The sequence below is a fragment of the Bradyrhizobium sp. IC4060 genome (assembly GCF_020193715.1).
In the GTDB taxonomy this organism is placed as follows: Bacteria; Pseudomonadota; Alphaproteobacteria; order Rhizobiales; family Xanthobacteraceae; genus Bradyrhizobium; species Bradyrhizobium yuanmingense.
In genome coordinates this window covers 308,231-317,841 of sequence record NZ_JADYVJ010000008.1, presented here as the reverse complement: position 1 = coordinate 317,841, position 9,611 = coordinate 308,231, and the positions used below count along the sequence as shown (strand labels likewise).

8 protein-coding genes are annotated in these 9,611 nt (G+C 66.0%); 2 read left to right on the top strand and 6 right to left on the bottom strand.

Annotated features, from left to right (window positions below; translation table 11 throughout):
• Nucleotides 1–1,635, top strand: a 1,635-nt coding sequence (locus I6F16_RS25470; RefSeq protein ID WP_225174092.1) for an OmpA family protein, incomplete at its 5' end; no start/stop codon positions are given.
• A 50-nt stretch (nt 1,636–1,685) separates the two neighbouring features.
• Here I6F16_RS25470 and I6F16_RS25465 read toward each other — a convergent pair.
• Nucleotides 1,686–2,642 carry a homocysteine S-methyltransferase family protein gene (locus I6F16_RS25465; RefSeq protein WP_036002790.1) on the bottom strand — a complete coding sequence of 319 codons (957 nt, stop codon included), beginning with the start codon at nt 2,640–2,642 and terminating at the stop codon, nt 1,686–1,688.
• A 231-nt stretch (nt 2,643–2,873) separates the two neighbouring features.
• Between I6F16_RS25465 and I6F16_RS25460 the strand changes: the two genes are divergently transcribed.
• The gene (locus I6F16_RS25460; RefSeq protein ID WP_074447591.1) at nt 2,874–3,494 is read left to right on the top strand and encodes a TetR/AcrR family transcriptional regulator; all 621 of its coding nucleotides are present in this window, start codon (nt 2,874–2,876) and stop codon (nt 3,492–3,494) included.
• 93 nt (nt 3,495–3,587) lie between these two features.
• On the opposite strand, the gene I6F16_RS25455 is transcribed toward I6F16_RS25460, so the two are convergent.
• The 5 genes from I6F16_RS25455 to rlmN all read right to left on the bottom strand — a co-directional run bounded on the left by I6F16_RS25455 (nt 3,588) and on the right by rlmN (nt 9,553).
• Entirely contained in the window at nt 3,588–5,345 is a 1,758-nt protein-coding gene (locus tag I6F16_RS25455; protein ID WP_225113198.1) for an alkaline phosphatase, read from the bottom strand.
• 113 nt (nt 5,346–5,458) lie between these two features.
• The gene (gene argG, locus I6F16_RS25450; protein WP_225113197.1) at nt 5,459–6,796 is read right to left on the bottom strand and encodes an argininosuccinate synthase; all 1,338 of its coding nucleotides are present in this window, start codon (nt 6,794–6,796) and stop codon (nt 5,459–5,461) included.
• A 91-nt stretch (nt 6,797–6,887) separates the two neighbouring features.
• On the bottom strand, nt 6,888–7,664 hold the full coding sequence (locus I6F16_RS25445; protein ID WP_225113196.1) for a phosphatase PAP2 family protein: 777 nt from the start codon (nt 7,662–7,664) through the stop codon (nt 6,888–6,890).
• A 57-nt stretch (nt 7,665–7,721) separates the two neighbouring features.
• Nucleotides 7,722–8,216, bottom strand: a complete 495-nt coding sequence (locus I6F16_RS25440; RefSeq protein ID WP_036024186.1) for a hypothetical protein — start codon at nt 8,214–8,216, stop codon at nt 7,722–7,724.
• A gap of 134 nt (nt 8,217–8,350) precedes the next feature.
• A complete protein-coding gene (gene rlmN, locus I6F16_RS25435) occupies nt 8,351–9,553 on the bottom strand; it encodes a 23S rRNA (adenine(2503)-C(2))-methyltransferase RlmN (protein WP_036002808.1) in 1,203 nt (400 codons plus the stop codon).
• Nucleotides 9,554–9,611: the final 58 nt, after the last annotated feature.

The window sequence follows — 9,611 nt, the reverse complement described above, 5'->3', positions numbered from 1 at the left end:
CCGCCCCCTCCCGCAGCGGCTCCGCCGGCTCGGCCGACTCCCGCGCCTGCGCCCACGGCAACACCGCCTGCTCCGACAGCCGCGCCCCCGGCCCGCCCCGGCGCGCCTGCGCCGGCAGTCACGCCGGCTCCAACGGCGACCCCGGCACCGACGACGCCACCTGCGCCAACCGCAACGCCGGCTCCCGGCAGCACGCCCGGCGCAGCGCCGGCTGGTCGCCCCGGCGCACCTCCGCCCGGCGTACGTCCTGGTGCGCCGCCGCCCCCGGCGGGATCACCCGCACCCGGCGCCACGCCCGCTCCAACGGCAACGCCCGCGCCCGGCAGCACGCCGCCACCCCCGCCGCCCGGACGTCCGGGGTCGGCAACGCCCGCGCCCGGCGCAACCCCGGCCCCGACAGCGACGCCAGCCCCGGGGCAGCAGGGTGGAACGCCTCCTGCCGGCGCGCCCGCCGCCGGGACTCCGGCTGCGCCGCCGCAGGCTGGTGCGCCCGCCCGGCCGCCGGCACCTCCGGCCGGCGCCGCGGCTCCGACCGTGGTGCCCGGCACGCCGGCCGCAGCGCCGCCGCCCGACCGGGCACAATACAGACCGCCGACGGTCGCGCCGGCTTTCCGCGCCGCGCCGACAGTCGCCGCGCCCCTGCCGCCGCCGCCGCGTCCGCAGCAGCGTGACCTGACGCCGCTCGCGATCGGCGCGGGCGTGGTGGCCGGCGCCGTGATCGGCGCCACCATCGCCGATATCCATAACCAGCGGCGCGAGGTCGTCGAAGGCGGCCGCACCGTCTACACCGAGCCGGACCGCATCATCATCCGCGATCCGGGCGGGCAGGCTTACGTCCGCGGCAACGATCTCTATCGCTTCCGCTATGGCGCCCGCGACATCCGCACCGACACCGTCGGCGGCGAAACCCGCACCGTCGTGATCCGTCCCGACGGCAGCGAGGTGATCACCGTGGTCGGGCCGGACGGCTCGCTGCTGCGTCGTATCCGCCGGGACCCGCGCGGACGCGAGATCGTGATCATCGACAACACCTACCGCGATCCGCGGGCGGTCGGCGGCTTCTACGTCGACGTGCCGCCGCCGGTGGTCAACATTCCCTACGATCGCTACATCGTCGACGCCCAGGAGGCGCCGCCGCAGGTGATCTACGAAACGATGCGGGCTCCGCCGGTGCAGCGGATCGACCGGCGCTACTCGCTCGACGAGATCCGCTACAGCCCGAATGTTCGCATGCAGATGCCGAGCATCGACGTCAACACGATCAACTTCGAGACCGGATCGTGGACCATTCCGCCGGATCAGGCGGCGCGGCTGCAAGTGATCGCCGACGGCATCAACCAGGCGCTCCAGGCCAACCCGCAGGAGGTGTTCCTGATCGAGGGCCACACCGATGCGGTCGGCAACGAGGTCGACAATCTGTCGCTGTCGGATCGCCGCGCGCAGGCCGCAGCTGAATTGCTGACGCAGCAATTCAGTGTGCCCGCGGAGAACCTGACGTCGCAGGGCTATGGCGAGCAGTATCTGAAGGAGCAGACGCAAGGCGCGAGCCTGATCAACCGGCGCGTCACCGTCCGTCGCATCACGCCGTTGCTCAACGGCGACCAGGCCAACGCGGCGCCTCCGCCGCGCCAGTAAGACCTTCGCAAGAAGACAATGGCCGGGAGCGATCCCGGCCATTTTTCTTGTCACGCCGTCATTGCTTCCGACGGCAGGCATGCCTCGCAAACGGCGGCAACATGCCGGTGATCAGTGCCGCAACAGCCGCCGAGAATGCGCATGCCGGGGAATGCGCGCCTGAGCAAATGGTAGCGGCGGCCGAGATCTTGGGGATCACCACTGTCCAGCGCCTCCGATTCGTCGAGCTCGGCGTGGCTCTTGACCGATGCATTGGCTCTGATGCCGTGGATGCGCTGAACCCACGCCTCGCCTGCGGCGAGTGCACTCTCGAAGTGAGTTGGGTGCGCGCAATTGATCAGGAAGTATTCGCAGGCACGTTCAGTTGCGTCGTCGACCGCCTCGATCGCCTCGCGCAGCGACTCTCCCCGGACGAGGCGGCCATCGGTTTCGACCGTGAAAGAGATGGCGACCGGAATGTCCTGCCTCTTGGCTGCACGGACCACGCCCACGGCTTCGTTGATGCTGTTCAGTGTGAATGCAGTCACCATGTCGGCGCCCGCCTCGGCGAAGGCCGCGATCTGGCCTGAGTGGTAGGTTTCCGCCTCCGCCGCGTCCATGTTGCCGGCCTTGTAGCCGTCGCCTCGCGGACCGATCGCGCCATTGATGACGCAAGGCGTGCCGGGCAACTCCCAGACGCCGCGCAACTCGTCGAGGAAGCGGATGGCGCGCATGTTGATGGCCTTAAGCCTGGCCGCATCATAGCCGAGCTTGGCGCCCCAATCGGGGTTGGCGCGCCAGGTCGGACTGTCGAGGACAAAGCCGAGCCCATGCTGCCGCGCGATACGCAGGTAGGCTTCGTAGTACTGCCTCAAATGCGCGCGGCCATCCGCGCTGTCGAGCAGCACGAATGCCGCAAAGTGGGGCAGCTCCAGCCCGTGCTGAAAGATGAGGGTTGTTTCCATGCCGCCGTCGGTCAGGAAAATGCCGCCGCCGCGCTGCGGCAGACCATGTCTGTATCTGGCCATTGATCGCTCCATCATTTGGACGGGCCCGCTCTCTTCACTCGGTCGCGCTAGGCCCGTGTTCGGTCGCGGCATTTGGTGCCGCATAATGTCGCGTCGCTCTAGAAGCCCCGTAGTGCGGCTGAACTTCCACCCGCAAGCGGAGACAAATCAATGATTTGCACGAGTCACGCGGAGTGGGCCTTGGCCCCAAGAACCAATTTCCGCACCGTCGGTACAGTTCTGGAGACATCGATGGGAAAGGGCGAAGCGACGCGCGAGCGCATTCTCGAGATCGCGGAAGCGGCGGTGCTTGCAAAGGGCTTCGGCGCCACCTCGATCGAGGAGGTCATTGCCGAGGCCGGACTGACCAAGAGCGGCTTCTTCTATCACTTCAGGGACAAGAACGCGCTCGCACGGGAGATGCTGCGCCGGTACGTGGATACGAATGACCGCCTGTTCGATGAGATCTTCAGGCGCGGACGTGAGCTCTCCGACGACCCGCTGCAGTCGTTCCTGATCTCGCTGAAACTACTCGCTGAAGTCATGGCCGATCTGCCGAACGGCCATCCCGGCTGTCTGATCGCCAGCATCTGCTACCAGGAGCGCTTGTTCGACCGCGATGTTCGCGATCTGACTGCACAATCGGTCCGGAGCTGGAATGCGCACTTCCGCGAGATTCTCGACGGCATCGCCGCGGTCTATCCGCCCCGCGAGCCGATCGACCTCGACGATCTCGCGGAGATGATCTCGTGCGTGGTCGACGGCGCAATCATCATGTCGAAGACGCTCAACGACCCGAAGCGGCTGGAGCGACAGATCCTGCTCTTCCGCAGCTGCGTGAAGCTGGTCTTCACGCCGCCTCACTCGTCGTGAATTGATGGAACGTGAGCGGACCAGGGCGGCCCGTCCTGCCGCGCTCGCCAGCGGCAGGAATGTGATTGGGCCCAGGTTGGCCAGTCGCCCCCATCATTCTCGCGCAGCCAATCCCAGCGCCTCGGCCATGACGCGGAACACTTCGGTATTGTCCATCGAGCCGTGCACGCGCTCGCTCCCCGGGCCCGCCGCCGTGACAATGACGTCCTCGCCCGAATGCACGCTGGCGCCGACCAGCGACGACAGATTGCCGGGGCGCAGCACCGCGCCCGGGACCTCCTTGTATTTGTCGTTGGCCTTGAAGGTGCCGTCGTCGCCGGCCTTGACGGTCGGCTCGTTGGGATTGTCGAGCTTCGGACGGAACGTCTCGTAATGATCGGGCAGGCTCGCCGAGAAGATGGCAAGCCGGCGGCTCACGTCGATGCGTGACGGATAACCTTCCGCATCCGGCGCGGGATAGTTGGGGAATCCGGCCTGATCGTAGACCCCGACGCGCTCGCGCAAGGGCACGTTGGGCGTCGTGCCCATGTCGTCGTTCACCGTGCCGACCAGGCTGTTGGGGTGATTGTGATCGGCCAGCACCAGGATGAGGGTGTCGTCGCCGCGTGCGCGCGCCCATTCGCGCGTCTGACGCACCGCGTTGTCGAGCATGATCGTGTCGTAGACCGCGCGCTCCATGTCGAGCAAATGCGCGTATTTGTCGATCATTCCGGATTCGACCATTAGGAAGAAGCCGGCTTCGTTCTTCGAGAGGATTTTCAACGCCGCCTGCACCTGCTCGGTCAGATCAGGCTGCTCGGGGAATTTCTTGACGCCGCCGCCCTTGAGGAATTTGCGGTCGAGCGCGCCGTCCATGTTGCCGGTGGCGAACAGGCCGAGCAGCTTGCTCGTCTCCTGCTTGGCGGCAGAGGCGCTGAGCTCGCCCGCGGTGGTCGCCACCTGATAACCGGCATCGCGAAACTTCGCGATGTAGTCGGTCTCGTCCTTGCGCTTGGAGCCGGCAGCCGACTTCGGCAGAAAATTTGCGCTGCCGCCGCCCATCATCACATCCGGCTTTGCCGCGAAGAACTGCTCGACGATGTCGTCATAGGCGGCGCGGCGGCGGGTGTGCGCGACCATCGCCGCCGGCGTCGCGTCTTCGATCTCGGTATTGGTGACGACACCGATCGCCATGCCGAGCCGTCTTTTGGCGAGGCTGGTGATGGTTTCGACCTTGGGATCGTCGAGCGGGCTTGCGCTGCGGTCAGCGTAGACGCCGAGGGCATTGACGGCGCTCTTGTGCCCGGTCGCATAGGCGCTCGCCGAGTTCGCGGAATCCGTGATGATCGAGTCCGAGCCGGCGGTTGCCACCAGGGCCATATGGGGCATGTCGTCGATGGCGAGCTTGCCGCGGCTCTTGCCTTCCGAAATGCCCTTGGACAGGATTCGCGCGGCGACCCGATGCGCCGGCGACATGCCATCGCCGATGAACAGGATGACGTTCTTCGCCTTGCGCGGGCCGGTGTCGTAGACCGTCCAGGTGACGCTGCGCTGGCGCGTGCCGTCGCTCACCTCCACGGCGACGCTACCCGGCTTGGTCAGCGTGACGTCGCGCAGGACCAGGGCCGACTGCTCCTTGCCGTCCTCGCGCTCGACGAAGGTTCCGGAGCGGCCGAACGCGGCCGCGTAATCCGCGCCGTTCACCGTCACCTTCAACTTGGCGGGATCGACCAGCCCCGGGAGCTCGACCTTGAAGTCGAACTTGGCTCCGGCCAGGATCTCGGCGCGATCGATCGGATAGATCGTCTGCGCCGACGATGATGATGCCCAACAGAGAACAATGAGAGAGGCGAGTGCCGATCCCCTGACCATGTGCGATGCTCCGCAATCCCGTTTCCAACAGTGGAAGCGTAGCGGTCGAGAATGACAGCGTCATTAAGCTCGGTGCCCGGATGGAGCGAAGCGCAATCCGGCTCCGGAAAGCCTCAGCCCTTGTCGCTCTCGAGCCGGAAGATCTGCGAGCCTTCGCTGCCCGACAACAGGCCGGTCTTCGAATAGAGACCGAGCTTGGTGCGGGTGTCGGCGATGTCGAGGTTGCGCATGGTGAGCTGGCCGATGCGGTCGGCCGGCGTGAAGGCGGCGTCCTCCACCTTCTCCATGCTCAGCCGCTCCGGCGCATAGGTAAGGTTGGGGCTCTCGGTGTTGAGGATCGAATAATCGTTGCCGCGGCGCAGCTCGAGCGTGACTTCGCCGGTGACGGCGCGGGCGACCCAGCGCTGTGCGGTCTCGCGGAGCATCAACGCCTGCGAATCGAACCAGCGGCCCTGATAGAGCAGGCGCCCCAAGCGCATGCCGCTGACGCGGTACTGCTCGATCGTGTCCTCGTTGTGGATGCCGGTGACGAGGCGCTCATAGGCGATGTGCAGCAGCGCCATGCCGGGCGCCTCATAGATGCCGCGGCTCTTGGCCTCGATGATGCGGTTCTCGATCTGGTCGCTCATGCCGAGGCCGTGACGGCCGCCGATCGCGTTGGCCTCGAGGAACAGCGCGACCGGATCGGAGAAGGTCTGGCCATTCAGCGCGGTCGGCTGTCCTTCCTCGAAGCGCACCACGACCTTCTCGGCCTTGACGTTGCAGTCATCACGCCAGAACGGCACGCCCATGATCGGGTTGACGATCTTGATGCCGCTGTCGAGGCTCTCGAGATCCTTCGCCTCATGGGTGGCGCCGAGCAGATTGCTGTCGGTCGAATACGCCTTCTCGGCGCTCATCTTGTAGGCGAAGCCCTGCGCGGTCATGAATGCCGACATCTCGGCGCGGCCGCCGAGCTCGTCGATGAACTGCTGGTCGAGCCAGGGCTTGTAGATCTTCAAGCCGGGATTGGTGAGCAGGCCGTAGCGGTAGAAGCGCTCGATGTCGTTGCCCTTGAAGGTCGAGCCGTCGCCCCAGATGTTGACACCGTCTTCCTTCATCGCTGCGACCAGCATCGTGCCGGTGACGGCGCGCCCGAGCGGCGTGGTGTTGAAATAGGTGATGCCGCCGGTCGAGATATGGAAGGCGCCCGACTGGATCGCGGCGATGCCCTCGTGGACCAGCTGCGTGCGGCAATCGACGAGGCGCGCGTTCTCGGCGCCGAACTCCATCGCCTTGCGCGGGATCTCGTTGTAGTCGGCTTCATCCGGCTGGCCGAGATTGGCGGTGTAGGCGTAGCAGCGCGCCCCCTTCTGCTTCATCCAGAGCAGCGCCGCAGAGGTGTCGAGGCCGCCCGAAAAAGCGATGCCGACTTTCTCACCCTTGGGCAGGCTTTTCAGGATCGTGGTCATGGGGCTTCCAATCGGGTCTCAAGCTGATGTGATGGGTGCGTTCGACCGCGCGAATATCAAATTTCGCGGGGCTCGGCACCCCTTTAATGGCTCAAACCGAGGGCTCGGGGTCGGTCTTGCGGCCGAACAGGCGCTGGCGGAGCCGGTAAGCGGGCATGTTCAACCGGGTCAGGGCGGCATCCACCGCTTCGTCCGAGAACCGCGTCCGCGGCCAGCGGTAAATCAGCGCGTAGGCGAACCAGATCACGACGAAGGTGACGAGGCCGGCGATCGACACGTCCGTGAAAAAGTGCCCGCCGAAGGCCATGCGCAGGGCGCTGGTCAAGGCGCCGAACACCACGGCGGCGGCATAGGCGAGCGGCCGCCACGCCGGCGGCGCCAGCGCGGCCGGCGCCAGCGTCCAGAACGCCGTCGCGCCTTCGCCGGAGAAGAACGAGCAATTGCGCCCGCAAGTGCCGCGCGGATCCCACCACGGCACGAATTGCTGATCGCCGGCAAACTCGGTCACCACCACCGGACGCGGACGGCCCCAATAATTCTTGAACGTCAGGTTGGTCAAAATACCGGCCGACATGGTCATCGTCACCAGCAGGAAGACGACCGTACGCCCCGGCACCATCAGCGGCCGGTCGGGCCGGATCATCTTGACCACGAGCGCGACGATCGAGGGAAGGGCGAAGGCCCAGGCGATCCACATCGCCGCATCGCGCGCAAAGCCGGCCCACCCGTTCAGCTTGAGCGGAAACGTCTTGGTCTCCGCGTCGAAGAACAGCGATGCGAGCTTGAGGTCGAGCTCGGGATAGAGGCCGAAGACGACGCCGATCACGAGCCACAGCGCCAGGGCAATGAAGAGTCCGGTACGGTTCATGGCGCGCGGTTTAGCGGAGTGGGATGGAGATGGAAACCCCAGGGGAGGGTACGAAACTCACCGCGGGCCCGGCCTTGAATTCGCCGGCAATGGCGGCGGTGGTTTCCGCGGGGACGGCGGTTCGCGCCAGACGCCGGCGTTGCGGCCGGCGATCAGCCAGTAGACGAAGCCGGCAACGATGCCCGCGCCGGTCATGATCTCCAGGTGACGCCGGACGATGCCCTCGAACTGCAACGTGTCGGAATGGAACGGGACGAGGCCGAGATAGCAGGCGAGCCCGACAAGGCCGCCGCCGACGGCATAGGCGATCGCACTGCGGATGTAGAGCGCTTCGGTGATCGCGACGATCACCGCCGCCGGCACCAGCGCAAAGCCGGACACGAAGATGAAGCCGAAGCCGAGCAGGATGTCGATCGTGCCCTGGTCGACCGGACCGGCGCCGAGATCGGCGAATTCCGGAAACAGCAACGCGACGACGACGATCATGCCGCCGACAAAGCAGGCGGCGAGGAAGCCGATGAAGATGACGACGAGGCGGCCGATCAGGGACATGACGAAGAAGTCCCGATTGTCGTCATTGCGAGCGGAGCGAAGCAATCGAGACATACGTCCGCGGAGACGGTCTGGATTGCTTCGTCGCTACGCTCCTCGCAATGACGAGGAGGCGAGAGCACGGGCATGACACACTAATCCGTCATCGCCATGGCGCGCAGCGCCTGGCGCTCGCGCGCCGAGAGCTTTTCCGTCTCCGACTTGAGCTGGCCGCAGGCGGCGAGGATGTCGCGGCCGCGCGGGGTGCGCACCGGCGAGGAATAGCCGGCGTTGAAGATATATTCGGAGAACTTTTCGATCTGGTCCCAGTCCGAGCATTCATAGGCGGTGCCGGGCCAGGGATTGAACGGGATCAGGTTGATCTTGGCCGGAATGCCCTTGAGCATCTTCACCAGCAGCTTGGCATCGTCGAGCGAATCGTTGACGCCCTTGAGCATCACATATTCGAAGGTGATGCGGCGCGCGTTCGATGCGCCGGGATAGTCGCGGCAGGCCTGCAGCAGCTCCTTGATCGGATATTTGCGGTTGAGCGGCACCAGCTCGTTGCGCAGCTCGTCGCGCACCGCGTGCAGCGAGATCGCGAGCATGACGCCGATCTCCTCGCCGGCCCGCACGATGTTCGGCACCACGCCCGAGGTCGACAGCGTGATGCGGCGGCGGGAGATGCCGATGCCTTCGTTGTCGCCGACGATCAGAAGCGCATCGCGCACCGCGTCGAAATTGTAGAGCGGCTCGCCCATGCCCATCATCACGATGTTGGTGACGCGGCGCGTGCCGTCCTCGCGATCGGCCCAGTCGTTGAGACGGTCGCGCGCGACCATCACCTGGCCGACGATCTCGCCGGCGGTGAGGTTGCGCACCAGGCGCTGGGTGCCGGTGTGGCAGAAGGCGCAATTGAGCGTGCAGCCGACCTGCGAGGAAACGCAGAGCGTGCCGCGGTCGGTCTCGGGGATGTAGACGCATTCGACTTCATGCGCCTTCTGAACATTGTCGCCGCTCGGCAGGCGCAACAGCCATTTGCGAGTGCCGTCGTTGGAGATCTGCTCGGCCACGACTTCCGGCCGGTCCACGGTGAAATGCTGCGCGAGCTCGGCGCGGATGCCCTTCGAGATCGAGCTCATCTCGTCAAAACTCTGGGCGCCGCGGAAATAGAGCCAGTGCCACAGCTGCTGCACCCGCATCTTGCGCTGCGCCGGTGCGACGCCGATCTCGCCGAGCCGATCGGCCAGCTCGGTGCGCGACAGGCCGATCAGCGACGGCTTGGCCGGCGGCACATAGGTTTCGAGCGGGGTCTTCTCCACCAGGAGGCCGTTGTGCGGCTCGGTCGTCGGTTGCATTGAATGGACCTAATGGCTTGGTCGTTCCGGGATGGTCCGAAGAGATCGCGAAGCGACC